The organism is Terrabacter sp. Soil810 (genome assembly GCF_001429645.1).
GTDB lineage: Bacteria > Actinomycetota > Actinomycetes > Actinomycetales > Dermatophilaceae > Terrabacter.
Genome location: NZ_LMSW01000001.1, coordinates 662,175 through 678,805, shown reverse-complemented (window position 1 = coordinate 678,805; position 16,631 = coordinate 662,175). Strand labels below are relative to the sequence as shown.

Sequence of the window (16,631 nt, the reverse complement as noted above, 5' to 3'; positions counted from 1 at the left end):
ACCGGGTCCAAAGCTGGGTCGATGTCATGGAGACAACAGACCAGAGCGAGGAGGAGCCATGACCCTGGCACCTGAGGACCACACCCAGCAGATCCCGCAGGGCGGCTACTACAGCCAGTCCTCACCCCCCATGCCGCCGGCCCCGCCGACGCCGCCCCTGGGCGAGGGCAGCCGCCCGGCACCCAAGCGCGAGAGCCGTCTCGGCCAGACCGTCGGCGTCGCGCTGCTCGCTGCCGTCCTCGCGAGCGGGGGCACGTATGCCGCCACGCAGCTCGGCGACCAGGGCACCGCCAGTGCGACGACGTCCGCCTCCTCGACGACGAACCAGAACCAGGGATCGTCGCCGACGGTCGTGCAGGGCAACGCCACCGCACCCGACTGGTCCGCCGTCTCCGCCGCCGTGACGCCGAGCGTCGTCAGCATCGACGTGACGACCCAGCAGGGGTCAGGCGCCGGCTCGGGCGTCGTCTTCGACAAGAGCGGCCACATCCTGACCAACAACCACGTCGTCGGCGACGCGACCGGCAACGGCGCCATCACCGTGACCCTGAACGACGGGCGCACCTACGGGGCGACCATCGTCGGCACCGACCCCTCGACCGACCTGGCCGTCATCAAGCTCACCAACGGGCCGAGCGACCTGATGCCGATCACCCTCGGGGACTCCGAGGCCCTCAAGGTCGGCGACCCGGCCATGGCCGTGGGCAACCCGCTCGGCCTGTCGGGCACCGTCACCACCGGCATCGTGTCGGCGCTCAACCGCCCGGTCAGCACCGGCACGTCGAGCGAGTCCCCTCTCGGTCAGCAGCAGGCGACCGGTGACGAGGTCGTGACCAACGCCATCCAGACGTCGGCCGCGATCAACCCCGGCAACTCCGGCGGCGCGCTCGTCAACGCCAAGGGCGAGCTCATCGGCATCAACAGCTCGATCGCCTCGCTGGGACAGAGCTCGAGCGGCAGCCAGAGCGGCAACATCGGCATCGGCTTCGCGATCCCGGTCAAGGAGGCCAAGTCGATCGCCGACCAGCTCATCAAGAGCGGCAAGGCCCAGCACGCCTTCCTCGGGGTCAGCACCCGCGACACGGTCGTCTCCGACGGCAGCGCCAAGCGGGCCGGAGCCCAGGTCGTCTCGGTCAGCAGTGGCACTCCCGCAGCCAACGCCGGCATCAAGAACGGCGACGTCATCATCGCCGTCGACGGCCAGCGCATCGACTCCGCGACGGCCCTCGTCGCCCAGATCCGCGAGATGACGGCCGGCGACAAGACCACCCTCACGGTGATCCGCGACGGCGCCCGCCAGGACGTCCCCGTGACGCTCGCGGTCAAGCCGGCCAGCTCCAACTGACCGACGCTTCCACTTCGCACCGGGACACGGACAGGGTGACGACACGCTGGACGTGACCCGGGCGAGGCCAGCTCCTCCGAAACCATATGCCGTCGGGCTCGCGCCCGTCCCCGCCACCACACTCCGGTGGCCCGGACGGTCGCCGGCCCGGCGGCATACGTCGTCTCCCGGCCGGGACCGCGGATTGGGGAGGGAGCGAGTCGCCCGCGTACCCTTGCGCGGTGAGTGAGACCGAGAACGAGCTGGACCCCGCTGCCGTCGTGCACCTCGACCCCGAGGACGTCGCGACGGCCGTGCGTGTGCTGGCCCTCGCGCCCTCGCTCGAGATCGACGACCCGGACTTCGAGACCCTGAAGCGGGCCGCGTCGCTGATGTACAAGCGGCTCAAGAAGGACCGGCGCAACGCGAAGACGTGGGCCGAGCGCAAGGCCGACCGGCAGGTCATCGAGTCGACGGCCACCGGATCGCCGATGCGGATCGACGACGAGACCAAGGGAATCCCCTTGGTGTCCAACGCGACCGGCGCCTTCGCCGGGGAGCTGGTCAACCCGCGCGGGTGCTACATCTGCAAGAACGACTACACGCTCGTCGACGCGTTCTACCACTGGCTCTGCCCCGACTGCGCGGCCCGCTCGCACGCCAAGCGCGACCAGCGCACCGACCTCACCGGCAAGCGCGCCCTGCTCACCGGCGGCCGCGCCAAGATCGGGATGTACATCGCCCTGCGCCTGCTCCGCGACGGCGCCCACACGACGATCACGACGCGCTTCCCCAAGGACGCGATGCGCCGCTTCTCCGCCATGGAGGATTCGGTCGACTGGATCCACCGGCTCAAGATCGTCGGCATCGACCTGCGCGACCCCACCCAGGTCGTCGCCCTCGCCGACGAGGTGACGGCTGCCGGCCCGCTCGACATCCTCATCAACAACGCCGCCCAGACGGTGCGCCGCTCCCCCGGCGCCTACAGCAACCTCGTCGAGCTCGAGACGGCGCCGCTGCCCGACGGCGTGGCCCTGCCCGAGATGGTGACCTTCGACCGGATCAGCGAGGCGCACCCGGCCTCGATCGCCGGCGCCCTCGGCACCCACGCCGTCGCGCACCACGACGGCGAGTCCCTCGAGCACGCCATCGCCGCCCAGACGGCCGCGTCGATGACGGCACTCGCCCTCACCGCCGGCCACGCGAGCCTCGAGGCGCACCGGGCAGGCACCGCCGTCGACGCGGGTGGCCTGCTGCCCGACCTGCAGCGGACGAACTCGTGGACGCAGAAGGTCGAGGAGGTCGACCCGCTCGAGCTGCTCGAGGTGCAGCTGTGCAACTCGACGGCGCCCTTCATCCTCGTCTCGCGGCTGCGTCCGGCGATGCGGGCCGCGGTCGCAGGTGGCGCGCGCCGCGCGTACGTCGTCAACGTGTCCGCCATGGAGGGCCAGTTCTCCCGCCGCTACAAGGGGCCCGGCCACCCGCACACGAACATGGCCAAGGCGGCGCTCAACATGATGACCCGCACGAGCGCGGGCGAGATGTTCGAGACCGACCGCATCCTCATGACGGCCGTCGACACGGGCTGGATCACCGACGAGCGCCCGCACGACGAGAAGCTGCGCATCGCGGCCGAGGGCTGGCACGCGCCGCTCGACCTCGTCGACGGCGCGGCGCGGGTCTACGACCCGATCGTGCGCGGCGAGGCCGGCGACGATCTTTACGGCTGCTTCGTCAAGGACTACGAGCCCAGCCCCTGGTGACCTCCGTCGCCGGCACCTGAACGGTTCGTGGAGCTTCTCAGGCACCCGGTGCCGGTAGGACTCCTCCAACCTCCCGCTCCGCGCCCATGGGCCGGAAATGTCAGGGCCGGGGCGCGCGCACGCCCACAAACGTGACAGTCGGTGCACCGCCGGACAGTGATATGCCGTCCGGCGCGCTTCGGGCGTAGCGTCCCGTCCATGATCACTGCCGTCCACAACCTCGTGTACTCCGACGACGCGGCGGCGACGCGGGCCTTCTTCCGCGACGTCCTCCAGTGGCCCTTCGTCACCGACGACGACTCGGACGGGGCCGACGACACCGATGCCTGGCTCATCTTCGGGACGGGTCCGAGTGAGCTCGGGGTGCACCCGACCCGCGGCCCTCAGGGCTCGTCGTGGACCTCCCCACGGCACCATGCCATCTCGCTCATGTGCGACGACCTGCGCCTGACGATGGCTGAGCTCATCTCGCGCGGAGCGGTCTTCACGACCGACCCCACCGACCACGGCTACGGCCTCGTCGTCATGATGGCGGTGCCCGGTGCGGACGACATCCAGCTCTACGAGCCCCGCCACACCACCGCCTACGACCGCTGACCTCCCGCGGACGCACGATCTCGCGACGCCGGGTCGTGGAGATCTGCCGGCGCCTGGTGCCGGAGGATCTCCACGACCTCGCCGGGTCGTCGGCCCTCGGCGAGTGGACGTCGCATGGTGCGCGGCTGCCGACGGACCGGGCCGTCCGACGCCGCGGAGTCGGGTGGACGCTCAGCCGGGCGAGCCGTCGCGTCGCGGTGCGGCCAGCCGCTTGGCGTACCAGACCTCGGCGTAGTCGCCCTCGTTGAAGGCCGGCACCTCGACGAAGCCGTGGCGCAGGTACAGCGCCCGGGCCTCGACGAGGTCGAGCCGGGTGTCGAGCCGGACCGTCGTCGCACCCAGGTCGCGCGCGGCCTCCTCCGCCGCGGCCAGCAGCGCAGCCGCGAGACCGGAGCCCCTGACCTCCGGCCGCACGAACATCCGCTTGAGCTCGGCGACGTCGGGCCGGTCGGGCACGAGCCGCACTCCCACGCAGCCGACGAGCCGTTCGCCGGACCGGGCGACGACGAAGGCACCGGTCGGCGGCGCGAGGTCGTCGCTCGGCATCTCGGCGAGGCTCTGCTCGATCTCCTCCGGTGTCGAGTCGCGGTCCTCGTGCAGCCGGAACCAGCGGTCGCTGACGTCGACGAGGTAGTCGCGCAGCAGGACGGCCGACTCCGCCGCCGCGACGTCGGCGCGCTCGACGACCCACCCGGCCCGGGACGCCCGGCTCACCGCTCGGCGGGACCGGGCACCGCGACGCCGTCGGCGATGACCTCCGTCATGAACGCGATGAGGTCGCGCCGACGCCGGTCGGGGTCGGCGGCATACGTCGACGGGTCGTCGGGGCGCTCCCGCACCCGAAGGCCCTCCTCGACGATCTCGCGGTGGTGCGGGTAGGCCTCTCGCGCCCACCGCCCGGCCCCGCTCTTGGACGTGGGCCGACCCGTCACGAGCAGGTGGACGAGCCGCGGCGCACCGAGGGCACCCCACTCGGCGGCCTGCGGCAACGACGCCTCCCGCGGGTGGTGCTCCATCGCCTCGAGCTGCGAGCGCCAGAACGTGTCGAGGTTCTCGCGGGTCGACGCGTGCAACGCGGCGTCGTCGCTCCAGATCGTCAGGTCACGAAGGTCCTTGCCGCGCAACGTGATCCCGTGGTCTCGCAGCTCGCGCCACGTGATGTGCTTGACATCGCAGTGCGTGCCGACGTCGAACCACTGGTGCAGCACGCCGGGTCCGTCGGGCACGACGTCGGGACTGCCCGCCAGGTCGTCGGCCGTGACGTAGAAGCCGTCGTGGTGCGGCTCCGGCCACCGCTTGTCGATCTCGGCGTGGATCCCGCGCAGCGCGTCGGTCTCGACCTGCGTGGGACGCCTGCTGGTGACCGCGACGAAGTCGATGTCGCTGCCGCCGTGGAACTCCCCGTCGAAACCGAGCGAGCCGTGCAGGTAGAGCCCGTCGACCAGCCCCGGCACGCGCTCGTCGAGGAGCGCGAGGTGCGAGCCGCACACGTCGCGGACGACGTCGGGCAGCTCGTCGCGGGTCGGGACGCCCACCGCCGTCAGACGGCCGCGCCGAACGTCGCCCGCGACGCGAGGGCCTCGCGCAGCTCGGCGTCGGCATCGACGAGGGAGCGGTGGACCGCCGGGGTGAGGTCGTCGCGCTCGATGGTCTCGGCACTGAGCCGGGCCGTCTCGTCGGCGAAGACCCGCGGGAAGGCGACGAGGACGACGCGTGACAGGGCGTCCTCACCCACCCAGGCCGACATCGCCGGCACGTCGGTGAAGTAGCGCGGCACGTAGTCGGCGACGAGCGAGTCGTCGGGCGCGACCCAGAAGCCGCGGGCCAGGTGCACCATCTCGTAGTTGGAGCGCCCCTGGCGGCCGGTCAGCTGCTCCCACGCCCAGGCCTTGGCCTCCGCGTCGGGCAGGCTGGCCCGGCACATGAGCGCGTTGAGGCCGCCCTGGAGGGTGTCGTCCTTGGCACGGAACGCGTCGACCTCGGCGACACCGACGAGCCCGCGCGCCGCGAGGTTGCGCACGACGATCCAGCGGAAGTCGCCGTCGTCCTCGAGCCCGGCCGGCAGGCCCTGCCCGTCGGCCCAGGCGCGCAGCAGCGCCTCGTCGTCGCTCGTGCCGGCGACGAGACGCGCCGCGGCCAGCGACTCCGTCGTGCCGGCGGTGGCGCGCTCGAGGAGCCCGGCTGCGGCCCGGTTGAGGCGGGCCGTCGCCGCCTCCTGCGACGCGCGCGGCACGAAGTAGGGCACGATCCGGTGCTCGGCGTAGGCCGCCACCCGGGTGAGGATCGAGGAGTTCGTCTCGCGGGGCCACGCGGCGTCGAAGACGTCGAGGAAGGCCTCCGGTGACACCGTGGAGCCGTGCACGCCGTCGATGAGGGCGGACCACACGACCGCGCGGGCCTGCTCGTCGGGGATCTGCCCGAGCTGGGACGGCAGCGCGGCCACCGTCGAGTCGGAGAGGCGTACGCGCGCCCATGTCAGGTCGGACGCGTTCGGCACGACGACGGCGGGCTCCGGGGTGCCCTCGAGCTCGCCGACGCTCGTCTCGGGTCCGGTGACGGTCACCCGGACGCGCCCGAGCTCGCGCCCGTCGGTCCACCCCGCGACGTCGAAGGCGTGGGGCCGGTCGGCCGGTCGGTCGGCCGGCGCCTCGCGGTGCACCACCGCGGACTCGACGACGCCCGCCTGCTCCTCGACCTCGACCGAGATCGTGTCGCGGTCGGCCGTGAGCAGCCAGGCCCGAGACCAGGCCTCGAGGTCCTTGCCGCTCGCCGTCTCGATCGCGGCGAGGAAGTCGGCGAGGGTGCCGTTGCCGTAGGACTTGTCGGTCAGGTAGGCGCGCACGCCGGCGATGAACTCGTCGTCGCCGACGTACGCGATGAGCTGGCGCAGCGTGGCCGCGCCCTTGGCGTACGAGATGCCGTCGAAGTTCTGCAGCGCGCTCTGCGCGTCGAGCGCCTCCACGCCGGCGACCGGGTGGGTCGACGGGGAGCGCTCGGCGCCGTAGCCCCACACCTTGCGCACGATCGAGGAGTCGACCCAGGCGTCGGTGTAGTCGGTGGCGTCGACGAGGCACCGGTGCGACATGTACTCGGCGAACGACTCGTTGAGCCAGAGGTCGTCCCACCACTTCATCGTCACGATGTCGCCGAACCACATGTGCGACATCTCGTGGCTGACCGTGTTGGCCCGCGTCAGCAGCTCGTCGCGCGTCGCGGCGCCCCGGTAGAGGTACTGGTCGCGGAAGGTCACGCAGCCGGGGTTCTCCATCGCGCCGGCGTTGAACTCCGGCACGAAGACCTGGTGGTACTCCCCGAAGGGGTAGCGGATGCCGAAGAGACCGTGGAAGTAGTCGAACGACCGCTTCGTCACGTCGAACAGCTCGGCGGCGTGTCGCTCGAGCGGCTCGCGGAGCGAGGCCCGTGCGTGGATGCCCAGCGGTATGCCGTCGTGCTCGTCGTGGACGGAGACGTAGGGTCCGGCGCACACCGTCACGAAGTACGTCGCGAGCGGCTTCGTCGTCGCGAGGGTCCAGGTGCCGGCGCCCTCCTGCGAGGCGGCGCCGTTGCCGATGACGGTCCAGTCGAGCGGCGCGTGGACCGTGACGTCGTAGGGCGCCTTGAGGTCGGGCTGGTCGAAGCACGCGTAGACGCTCGGGGCGGCGTCGAGGAAGAGGTGGCCGTAGACGTAGTCGAGGTCGTCGGCGGGGTCCGTGGCCCGGTGCAGACCCTGTCCGTCGTGGCTGTAGGCCATCGTCGCGGCGACGACGAGCTCGTTGTCGGCGGCGAGGCTCGGGAGCGCGAGGCGTCCGTCGACGACGTCGGCCGGGTCGAGCGGGGCACCGTTGAGCGAGATCGTCTCGACGGAGCGCGCCTTGAGGTCGACCCAGGAGCCGACCCCGGGCTCGGCGCACGAGAACCGGACCCGGGTGCGCGAGCCGAAGACCTCCGCGCCCTGGTCGAGGTCGAGCTCGACGGCATACGACGTGACGGTGATCAGCGAGGATCGCTCGCGGGCTTCGGCCAGGGTGAGACTGCGCATAGGGGCGAGCCTGCCAGATGGAGCCGCTCGCCGTCGCTCGGGTTGCCCTCGGCGCGACGGACGGCCGGGATCAGCGGTGGAGCGGGCCGCCCGCCATGCTCTCGAGACGAGCGATGCGCTGGTCCATCGGCGGGTGCGTCGACAGGAACCGGGTGACGTCCTGAGCCCGGAAGGGGCTCGCGATCATCATGTGGCTGGCGTTGACGATGTCCTGCGACGGGGCCAGCGGCGCGCGAGCGACGCCGGCCTCGAGCTTGCGCAGGGCCGAGGCCAGGGCGAGGGGGTCGCCCGTCAGCTTCGCGCCGTCCTCGTCGGCGTCGTACTCGCGGGTGCGGCTGATGGCCATCTGGATCATCATCGCGGCGAGCGGCGCGAGCAGGCTCATCGCGAGCAGCGCGAAGGGGTTGGGCCGGTCCTCGTCGGAGCCGCCGCCACCGAAGATGCTCGTGAACATGAGCATCTGGCCGATCGAGGTGATGACTCCGGCGACCGCAGCGGCGACCGAGCTCGTCAGGATGTCGCGGTTGTAGACGTGCATGAGCTCGTGGCCGAGGACGCCCCGCAGCTCTCGCTCGTCGAGCAGGCCGAGGATGCCCTCGGTGCAGCAGACGGCGGCGTTCTGCGGGTTGCGACCGGTCGCGAAGGCGTTGGGCGCCTGGGTGGGGCTGATGTAGAGGCGTGGCATCGGCTTGCCGGCGGCCGTGGAGAGCTCGCGCACGATGCGGTACATGACGGGCGCCTGGGCCTCGGAGACCGGGTAGGCGTGCATGGCGCGGATGGCGAGCTTGTCGCTGTTCCAGTAGCCGTAGAAGGTCATCGCGACACCCATGAGGGCGAAGAGCCAGATGAAGCGCCCGCCACCGACGAGCGCGCCGATCCCGAGCAGGAGGGCCCAGATGCCGCCGAAGAGGGCGGCGGTCTTGAGCCCGTTGAAGTGGTTGTGCATGTCGGGTGAACGACCGGCCCGCAACGCGTGTTCCCACTGAGAGATCGCTGGGAGCCCACTGGACGCACTCTCGGCATCTTCTGTGACCCACATCTCGCGGCCGACCCGGTTGAAGCGGCAACTTGTCTACTACACGCGGTAGTAGTTTGGCGGTGTTGGGGAACCCGACATCCCATCCGATGAAAGAAGCGAATGATGCGCAAGACACTCGACCGGTTGATCTCGTGGACGGGCCTCGTCATGGCCGTCGTGCTGGCCGTGGCCGGCGCGCTGCTGATCTACGCGAGCAGCTTCGTGGCCGACAACGTCAAGGAGCAGCTGAGCCAGCAGAACATCACGATGCCGGTGGCCGCCGCGCTCGAGACCCAGGACCAGAAGGACGCGCTGCTGCAGTACGCCGGCCAGACGATGGAGAACGGCGCCCAGGCCAAGGCCTTCGCCGACCACTACATCCTCGTGCACATGAACACCCAGTCGAACAACAAGACCTACTCCGAGGTCTCGGGTGAGTACCTCAAGGCCGTCAAGGACCCCAACGCGGACCCGGCCCAGGTCAAGGCGCTCGGCGACCTGCGCCAGAGCCTCTTCATGGGCAACACCCTGCGCGGCCTCCTGCTCAACGCCTACGCCTTCGGCACGATGGGCACGATCGCCCTCTACGCCGGCATCGCCTCCCTCATCGGCGCGACCATCCTGCTCGTGCTCTCGCTGCTCGGCCTGCGCCACGCCAAGACTGCCGAGGACGTGAGCGCCCAGCCCGCCCCGGAGACCCCGATGGTGCCCCAGACCGTCTGACCTCATCGTCCGTCCGACGACGACCCCGATCCCTCCGCGGGCTCGGGGTCGTCGTCAGCCGAGGAGGCGCAGGAGCAGGTCGGGCTGGACGCTGACGACGACGAGCACGGCCGAGGCGAGGACGAGCCCGGCCACCATGACCGGGCGTCGGCGCGCCACGGCGACGGGCGCAGCGGTAGGGGCAGTGCCTGCCGGGGCGCCGACGGCCGCGGCAGGAGCGGTGATCACCGCACGCAGCCAGCGCAGGTAGACGGCGACGCCGATGACGGCGTTGACCGCGGCGACGACCGCGAGCCAGACCCAGCCCTCGGCGACGACGGGCCGCAGCGCCGTGATCTTGCCGACGAGGCCGATGACGCCGGGAGGGAGCCCCGCGAGCGACGTCAGCGCGAGGGCGAGGGCCCCGGCGCGCCACGGGCTGCGCTGCCACAGGCCCTCGTACGCGGCGATGGAGCGTCCCTGACCCGGCCGTTCGCGCACGGTGACCGCGACGACGGCGAAGGCGACGAGCGTCGCGACGACGTAGGTGAGCAGGTAGGTGGCGCTGGCGCCGACACCGAGCGCGGAGATGCTGACGAGCGGGAGCACGACCCAGCCGGCCTGCGCGACCGTCGACCACGCGAGCAGGCGCACGACGTCGTCCTGGCGCAGGGCCATGACGTTGCCGAGCGTCATGCTGAGCGACGCGAGCAGCGCGATCGACAGCAGCGCAGGGGTCCCGAGGGCGGCGACCGCCCGGAGCACGACGAGCAGCGCCGCGAGCGCGGCGATCTTGGAGACCGTCGCGAGGAAGGTCGCGACGGGCACCGACGAGCCGGCGTACGCCGTGGGCGTCCACGCGTGGAAGGGCACGAGCGAGAGCTTGAAGCCGACACCGGCGACGACGAGGACCGTGGCGAGGGCGACGACCCCGCCCGAGACGGACGGGAAGACGACGGTCGTCGGGGCCCCCGGCGCCGCGGAGAACGCACCACCCGAGGCGAGCGCAGCGTCCGGGGTGAGGAACGGGCTGCCCGTCGCCGCGAACCACAGCGCCACACCCAGCACGAGCAGGGCGAAGGACACGAGGGACGTCACGAGCAGCTGCGTCGCTCCCGCGACCGCCGACCGCCGGCCCGAGAGGGCGACCAGCGCGATGACGGGCAGGGTCGCGAGCTCGAGGGCGACGAGCCAGGTGCCGACGTCGCGGCTGGCCGCGACGACGACGGTGCCGGCCAGGGCGGCGAGGAGCAGCACGGCCTCGACCGGCTCGCGGGTGCAGTCGGCCGGACGACGACGGTGGGCACCCGGCCAGGCGAGGGCGATGCAGACGAGGGCGGAGACCGCCGCCGCCAGCTGGAGGGTGCCACCGAGGGCGTCGGCCTGCCAGAGGCACACCTGCGGCAGCCCGTCGACGGTCGGTGCCGTCCCGGCGAGCTCGCGGCCGGTCAGGCAGAACGTCTCGCGCGTCGACCCACCACCCAGCCCGAGCCCCGGCACGGTGGCGGCCGCGGACCCGAGGGCCGCCAGCCCGGCGATGGCGTAGGGCACGCGCCGCAGGCGCGGGTTGACGAGGTCGGCGACGAGCACGAGGACGAGACCCGCGACGGGCAGGAGCGCCGGGAGCAGGATCGCGTAGTCGATGGCGAGGCCCTTCACGGCGACACCCCCAGACCGGAGAGCAGGCCCGTCGTCGCGGCGTCCGAGAGGCCGAGCAGCAGGCCCGGCAGGACCCCGAGGGTGACGATGACGACGACGAGCGTCATGACAACGGCCCAGCGGGCACCACGGGCGTCGGCCACCGGCTCTGCCGCGGCCCCCTCCGCGGCATCGCTGCCCTCGCCGGCCCAGACGATCCGGGCGACCCGGAGCGCATAGGCGGCCGCGAGTGCGAGGCCCACGGCGCCGAGCACGACGCACACGCGCAGCAGCGTGACGGGACGGTCGGGCGCGGGCGACCACGCGGCATACAACGCGAGGAACTCACCCCAGAAGCTCACGAGGCCCGGGAGCCCGAGGGCCGCGGCGAGACCCACGACGAGCACGAGCCCGAAGCGAGGAGCCTTGTCGCGCAGGGCGGCCCGCGCAACGTGCAGGTCGGACGACCCCCACTGCTCCTTGAGGTCGCCGACGACGAAGAAGAGCAGGGCCGCGACGACGCCGTGCGCGATGTTGCCGAAGAGTGCGGCCTGCAGGCCCGTCTCGCTGCCGGACGCGATGGCGAGGGCGACGAAGCCCATGTGCGCGACGGAGCTGTAGGCGATGAGGCGCTTGAGGTCGCGCTCGACGAGGCAGGCCAGGCCTCCCCAGAGGATCCCGACGACGCCCAACATGGCCAGGACCGGGCTCAGCTGCGCCACGCCTACGGGAACCGTGGCGACGGCGAGCCTGACGATGCCGTAGGTGCCCATCTTGAGCAGCACCGCGGCGAGCAGCACCGAACCGGCGGTGGGAGCGATGGTGTGCGCCGAGGGCAGCCACGTGTGCAGCGGCCACAGGGGCACCTTGATGCCGAGGCCGAGCAGCAGGATCGCGGCGATCGCGACCTGCAACGGGCGGGACAGGCCGACGCCGTGGCGCTCGGCGAGGACGGTGAGGTCGCTCGTGCCCTGGTGGTGGACGAGGAAGAGGATGCCGACGAGCATCAGCGTCGAGCCGAGCACCGTGAAGAGGACGAAGCGACCAGCGGCGTCGGCGCGCGTCTCGTCGGGTACGTGGTCGTCGCCGAACCGACGCACGAGCACCCACATCGGCACGAGGACGACCTCGAACGCGATGAAGAAGAGGATCGCGTCGCGCGCCATGAAGGTCGCGAGCGCCCCGGCCTCCACGAGCAGGATGCAGCCGAGGAAGGTCGAACCGGTGCCCCCCTTGGGGATCGGGCCCGACAGGGTGTGCGCCACGACGGCGACGGTCAGGAGGGCGGTGAGGAGCACGAGCGCGGCCGAGATGCCGTCCACGCCGAAGTGCCACCGAACGCCGAGCGAGCGGATCCACGGCACGTCGACCTCGTGGCGGCCCCAGACCACGACGACGGCGAGCACCGCCGTGACGACGGAGGACCCGAGCGCCATGCCGCGCTCGACCGTCGACTCGCCGGGGATCGCGATGAGCGCGATCGCCGCGAGCAGGGGCAGCAGGAGCATGAGGGTCAGCGCCACGCGGCCACCCCCAGGACGGCGACGACCACGACGCCCACGAGCAGGCTGAGCAGGGACAGCGAGGGCACCGCTCGGTGGCCGCGCTCCCCCGCCCGACCGGCGGCGCGCGCGACGACGGCCGTCGCCCGCGGGTAGGCGTCGACGACGTCACGGTCGAGCGCGACGACGAGACGCGCGACCGCGGTGACCGCCCGACCGAAGCCGACGTATGCCGTGTCGACGCCGAAGCCGCGCACCGCTGACTCCCGGACGCGGCCCGGGACACGGTCGGCGACGTCGACCCGGCCGCGGTCGCTGAGGGACCACACGGCATACGCGGCGCCGGCGACGAGCAGGATGGACAGCAGGGCACTGAACAGCCCGATATGCACGCCCCCGCTGAAGCTCGTGAGGAAGAGGGTGCCGACGACGGTGAGCGCCGCGAGCACGGACACGACGAGCGCCGCCGACAGCGTGATGCCCGGGTGGCCGTGGGCGTGGACGCGCTCGACCTCGGCGTCGTCGGCGCTGTCTGCGGCGGTCACGACGGCGACGTCCTCCTCGGTGACGACGGCGGGATGCGGATCGGGCAGGTCGCCCGTCGCGGCCACCGGGGTGTCGAGGAGCAGCCAGGCGCGGGTGCAGTACGCGGCGGTGAGCACGACGGTGACGAAGAGCGCGACGACGACGATCCAGGCCCGCGGGCCGCCTCCGCCCGTCGCACCCTCGAGCGCGGCGTCGATGACGGTGTCCTTGGTGAAGAAGCCGATGAGCGGCGGCACCCCGGCCAGGGCGGCGAGGCCGATCCCCATCGACCAGCGCAGGCCGCCCGTCGGCCGCAGCCGGCCGCGGAGGCCGGCGAGGGCCGTCGCGCCGGCGAGCACCGCGAGCCAGCCGGCCCCGAGGAAGAGCAGCGCCTTGAAGAACGCGTGGCCGATGAGGTGCGAGATGCCGGCGCCGGGCCCGAGCTCGGCGGGTACCGCGGCCAGCGCCGAGAGCATGATCGCGATCTGGCTCAGGGTCGAGTAGGCGAGCATCCGCTTGAGGTCGGTCTGCGCGAGCGCGAGCAGGGCGGCGTAGACCATCGTCACGGCGGTGAGGACGGCGAGCAGCGTTCGGGCACCGTCGTGCCCGGCGTAGAGCGAGAAGAGGCGCGCGATGACGTAGGTGCCGGCCGCGACCATCGTGGCCGCGTGGATGAGGGCCGATGCCGGCGTCGGGCCCTCCATCGCGTCGGGCAGCCAGTCGTGGAACGGCACGAGACCCGACTTGCCCGCGACGCCGATGACGACGCCGACGAGCCCGATCGTCAGCAGCGTGCCGTCGCCCGTCGCCGTGAGCACCGCCATGAGGTCGGTCGAGCGGGCCCGTGCCGAGAGGGCGACGATGCCCACGACCATGGCGATGTCGGCGACCCGCGTGACGATGAACGCCTTGTAGGCCGCCCGGCGGGCCGCTGCACGCTCGCTGTCGTGGCCGATGAGCAGCCACGAGCACCAGCCCATGACCTCCCAGCCGACGAGCATGAGGACGAGGTCGCCCGACTGGACGAGGAGCAGCATGCCGGCCGCGAAGAGCGAGACGGTCGCGGCGAACTGGCCGTAGCGCGGGTCGTCGCGGAGGTACCACACCGTGAAGACCTGGATGCAGACCACGACGAGCGCCACGACGAACGACACGAGTCCGGAGACACGGTCGGACAGCAGGTGCAGCGGGACCGAGAGATCACCCAGCGGGAGGCTGCCGATGGTGTCGATGTCGGCCGTCCGCGAGGGCGCGATCCACTGGATGAGCCCGAGCATCGCGACGTAGGCAGAGACCGCGACGGCGACGGCTGCCGCCAGGGCGCGCTGGCGCCGCGCGAGCAGTCCCACCAGGGCGGCGAGCGCCGGGAGCAGGACGATCATCCGCACGATCCAGCTCACGAGACGCCCTCCCCTGCCGCCGCCGGCTCACGTCGGGCGTCTGCGGCCTCGGAGGCCTCGGGCGGGTCGTTCGGGCCGGGCAGGTCGGCCCGCCCATCGTCCGTGGGCTCGTCGGGGTCGTCGGTCAGGTCGGGGACCGCCGTGAGGTCGATGTGTCCCGTGCGGCGGAACATCACGAGGATGATCGCGAGCGCCACGGTGATCTCGGCTGCCGCGATCGTGATGACGAAGAGGGTCAGCACCGGGCCGGCGGAGAGGGGCGCACCGGGGCGTGACCCGGCGGTGACGAGAAGCAGGTTGGCGGCGTTGAGGATGAGCTCGACGCCGATGAGCACGAGGACGGCGTTGCGACGCGCGAGGACGCCGTAGACACCGATCCCGGCGAGCAGGGCCGCGAGGGCGGCGGGCAGCGACAGGTGGATCATCCGCGGCCGCCCGCCGGTGCGTCCGAGGTCACGGTGCGCCGCGGGCTGACCGGGTCGGCGCCCTCACGGTGCAGGACGAGGCGCGACACGGCGAAGGCGCCGACGAGCGCGACGAGGAGCAGCACCGAGAGCAGCTCGAAGGGCCACACCCACGTGCCGAAGACGGCCTGCGCCACCTGAGGTGTGGTCGTCGTCGGGGTGTCGAGGTCCGCCGTGGCCCCGGCGAAGAGCGGGAGCAGCAGGGACGCGAGCAGCGTGGTCGTCGCGGCGCCGAGGAGAGCACCGGCGACCCGCTGCCACGCCGGGGTGTCGATCTCGGCGTGGGGACCGATCGGCGCGCGGGTCAGCATGAGCGCGAAGAGGACGAGCACGACGATGGCGCCGACGTAGACGAGCAGCTGGACGAGGCCGACGAGCTCCTGGCCGAGGACGAGGTAGGCACCCGCGAGCGAGCCGAGCGACACGAGCAGCCACAGTGCGGCGTGCACGACTTGCTTCGTCGTCACCGACAGCAACGCCGACAGGGCCGTCACGGCCCCCACGGCGGTGAAGACGAGGTCGCGGGTCGTCACTCGCGACCCTCCTCGTCGGTGGACACGGTCGGCAGCACCTGCGTCGAGTCCCCTTGTGCCGCAGCCTCATCGGCCGCCTGCTCGGCCTCGGCGCCGTCGGCCGGCGGGAGGATCGAGGTCTGCTCCGCAGCAGGGAGGGTCGCCGTGCGCTCGGCGACGGGCAGCGCCGCCGTGCTCTCGACTGCCGGCATGACCCGGGTCTGATCGGTCGCGGGCTCGGTCGTGGCCGCGGCCTCGGTCGCGGGCTCGGTCGCGGGCTCGGCCTCGGTCGCGGGCTGGGGCTCCGCCGTCGGAGCAGGAGCCGGTGCGGGCGGGGTCGTCGCCGTGGCGGTCTCGCGGCGCACGCGGGTCGGGCGGGTCGGCGACCCGGCCCCACGCGTACCACCAGCGGCGCCGGCGGCGCCCGCCGAGCCGCGGGCCGGCTTCGCCGCCGCGGTCACCTCGGCGGGGTCGGCACTGCCCGGGTCGAGGGCCGGGGGCGCCGGGACGGTGGCCATCCAGGCGCCAAGGCGGTCCTTCTCGTGGAGCAGGTCGCGGATGTCGACCTCGGCGTACTCGAACTCGGGGCTCCAGTGCAGGGCGTCGAACGGGCAGACCTCGATGCAGATGCCGCAGTACATGCAGAGCGAGAAGTCGATGGCGAAGCGGTCGAGGACGTTGCGCTGGCGGGCGCGCCCACCGGGCGTCGTCGCGGGCAGCTCCTCCTTGTGCGAGTCGATGTAGATGCACCAGTCAGGGCACTCGCGCGCGCAGAGCATGCACGAGGTGCAGTTCTCCTCGGTGAGCGCGATGACGCCGCGCGACCGCGGAGGCAGGGCGGGCGAGACGTCGGGGTACTCGGCCGTGTGGGTGTGCCGCGTCAGGGACCTCGCGGTGGTCGCGAGCCCCTTGACGAGCCCGGGGATCATGCCGTCAGCCACGAGTCCTCACCTCCCTTCCACCGTCGAAAGGCCACGTCTGGCCCAGTCCCTGCGGTCGAAAGGCCACGTCTGGCCCAGCCCCTGCGGTCGAAAGGCCAGGTCTGGCCCAGCCCCTGCGGTCGAAAGGCCAGGTGTTGCCGTATGCCGTGGGTCGAGAGGGCGACCAGAGGTGGCCTTTCGACGGGTGAGTGGGGCCCACACGTGGC

The 16,631-nt window shown here is 72.3% G+C and carries 14 protein-coding genes; 4 read left to right on the top strand and 10 right to left on the bottom strand.

From position 1 onward, the window contains the following. Positions 1-58: 58 nt before the first annotated feature. The 3 genes from ASG96_RS03030 to ASG96_RS03020 all read left to right on the top strand — a co-directional run bounded on the left by ASG96_RS03030 (position 59) and on the right by ASG96_RS03020 (position 3,684). The gene (locus ASG96_RS03030; RefSeq protein ID WP_057586505.1) at positions 59-1,345 is read left to right on the top strand and encodes a S1C family serine protease; all 1,287 of its coding nucleotides are present in this window, start codon (positions 59-61) and stop codon (positions 1,343-1,345) included. Between the two features lie 221 nt (positions 1,346-1,566). Further along, positions 1,567-3,087, top strand: coding sequence for an SDR family NAD(P)-dependent oxidoreductase (locus ASG96_RS03025; RefSeq protein ID WP_057586503.1), 1,521 nt, complete (start codon positions 1,567-1,569; stop codon positions 3,085-3,087). Between the two features lie 198 nt (positions 3,088-3,285). Then, positions 3,286-3,684, top strand: a complete 399-nt coding sequence (locus ASG96_RS03020; protein WP_057586501.1) for a VOC family protein — start codon at positions 3,286-3,288, stop codon at positions 3,682-3,684. A 171-nt stretch (positions 3,685-3,855) separates the two neighbouring features. Here ASG96_RS03020 and ASG96_RS03015 read toward each other — a convergent pair whose 3' ends face one another. From ASG96_RS03015 to htpX, 4 genes are all read right to left on the bottom strand, one after another. Further along, positions 3,856-4,398 carry a GNAT family N-acetyltransferase gene (locus ASG96_RS03015; protein WP_057586499.1) on the bottom strand — a complete coding sequence of 181 codons (543 nt, stop codon included), beginning with the start codon at positions 4,396-4,398 and terminating at the stop codon, positions 3,856-3,858. After that, positions 4,395-5,219 (bottom strand): hypothetical protein, encoded by an 825-nt coding sequence (locus ASG96_RS03010; RefSeq protein ID WP_057586497.1) that lies wholly within the window; start codon positions 5,217-5,219, stop codon positions 4,395-4,397. The genes ASG96_RS03015 and ASG96_RS03010 overlap by 4 nt, the downstream gene beginning before the upstream one ends. A gap of 5 nt (positions 5,220-5,224) precedes the next feature. Further along, the gene (gene pepN / locus ASG96_RS03005; protein WP_057586495.1) at positions 5,225-7,723 is read right to left on the bottom strand and encodes an aminopeptidase N; all 2,499 of its coding nucleotides are present in this window, start codon (positions 7,721-7,723) and stop codon (positions 5,225-5,227) included. 70 nt (positions 7,724-7,793) lie between these two features. Then, a complete protein-coding gene (gene htpX / locus ASG96_RS03000) occupies positions 7,794-8,669 on the bottom strand; it encodes a zinc metalloprotease HtpX (protein WP_056759812.1) in 876 nt (291 codons plus the stop codon). Between the two features lie 195 nt (positions 8,670-8,864). On the opposite strand from htpX, the gene ASG96_RS02995 reads away from it, so the two are divergent. Further along, the gene (locus ASG96_RS02995) at positions 8,865-9,464 is read left to right on the top strand and encodes a hypothetical protein (protein ID WP_235506790.1); all 600 of its coding nucleotides are present in this window, start codon (positions 8,865-8,867) and stop codon (positions 9,462-9,464) included. Between the two features lie 54 nt (positions 9,465-9,518). Here the strand turns inward: ASG96_RS02995 and ASG96_RS02990 are convergent, their stop codons facing one another. From ASG96_RS02990 to ASG96_RS02965, 6 genes are read right to left on the bottom strand one after another with little or no spacing between them, the layout of a single operon-like run. After that, positions 9,519-11,102, bottom strand: coding sequence for a proton-conducting transporter membrane subunit (locus ASG96_RS02990; RefSeq protein ID WP_056759815.1), 1,584 nt, complete (start codon positions 11,100-11,102; stop codon positions 9,519-9,521). Continuing rightward, the gene (locus ASG96_RS02985; protein ID WP_057586493.1) at positions 11,099-12,604 is read right to left on the bottom strand and encodes a NuoM family protein; all 1,506 of its coding nucleotides are present in this window, start codon (positions 12,602-12,604) and stop codon (positions 11,099-11,101) included. Before ASG96_RS02985 ends, ASG96_RS02990 begins: the two co-directional genes overlap by 4 nt. Further along, on the bottom strand, positions 12,595-14,508 hold the full coding sequence (locus ASG96_RS02980) for an NADH-quinone oxidoreductase subunit L (RefSeq protein ID WP_057586491.1): 1,914 nt from the start codon (positions 14,506-14,508) through the stop codon (positions 12,595-12,597). The genes ASG96_RS02985 and ASG96_RS02980 overlap by 10 nt, the downstream gene beginning before the upstream one ends. Continuing rightward, positions 14,505-14,933 carry an NADH-quinone oxidoreductase subunit NuoK gene (gene nuoK / locus ASG96_RS02975; RefSeq protein WP_157610605.1) on the bottom strand — a complete coding sequence of 143 codons (429 nt, stop codon included), beginning with the start codon at positions 14,931-14,933 and terminating at the stop codon, positions 14,505-14,507. Before nuoK ends, ASG96_RS02980 begins: the two co-directional genes overlap by 4 nt. Next, entirely contained in the window at positions 14,930-15,505 is a 576-nt protein-coding gene (locus ASG96_RS02970) for an NADH-quinone oxidoreductase subunit J (protein WP_056759818.1), read from the bottom strand. The genes nuoK and ASG96_RS02970 overlap by 4 nt, the downstream gene beginning before the upstream one ends. Continuing rightward, positions 15,502-16,425: an NADH-quinone oxidoreductase subunit I gene (locus ASG96_RS02965; RefSeq protein WP_057586490.1), complete on the bottom strand. Its 924-nt coding sequence runs from the start codon at positions 16,423-16,425 to the stop codon at positions 15,502-15,504. Before ASG96_RS02965 ends, ASG96_RS02970 begins: the two co-directional genes overlap by 4 nt. Between the last annotated feature and the right edge of the window lie 206 nt (positions 16,426-16,631).